We start from the raw sequence: 330 nt of genomic DNA on the forward strand, positions 1-330 counted from the left end.
CCTTGACGTTGTTGGCGACCCCGCCGTGGTGCAACGCCTCGATCAGGGATTTGTAGGCGTCCTTGAGCACCGTGTACTTGCCGACCACAGCCACGGTGACCTCGCCGTCCGGATTGGTGCGGCGACGGACGATCTCTTCCCAGCCCGACAGTTCGGGCTGGGGTGCGTCGGTGATGCCGAAGTGGGCGAGGACCTCGGCGTCCAGACCTTCCTGATGATAGTCCAGCGGCACAGCATAGATGTCGGCGGAGTCCATGGCCTGGATGACGCCCGAGGGGCGTACGTTGCAGAACAGGCCGATCTTGCGCTTCTCGTCAGCGGGGATGGGCT

General features: G+C 64.2%; 1 pseudogene. It reads right to left on the minus strand.

Annotation, left to right across the window (positions count from 1 at the left end):
* Positions 1–330, minus strand: a pseudogene (gene pyrG, locus FLQ44_RS23130) (CTP synthetase); the annotation flags it as partial.

It is taken from the genome of Vogesella mureinivorans (assembly GCF_007644035.1).
Taxonomy (GTDB): Bacteria; Pseudomonadota; Gammaproteobacteria; order Burkholderiales; family Chromobacteriaceae; genus Vogesella; species Vogesella mureinivorans.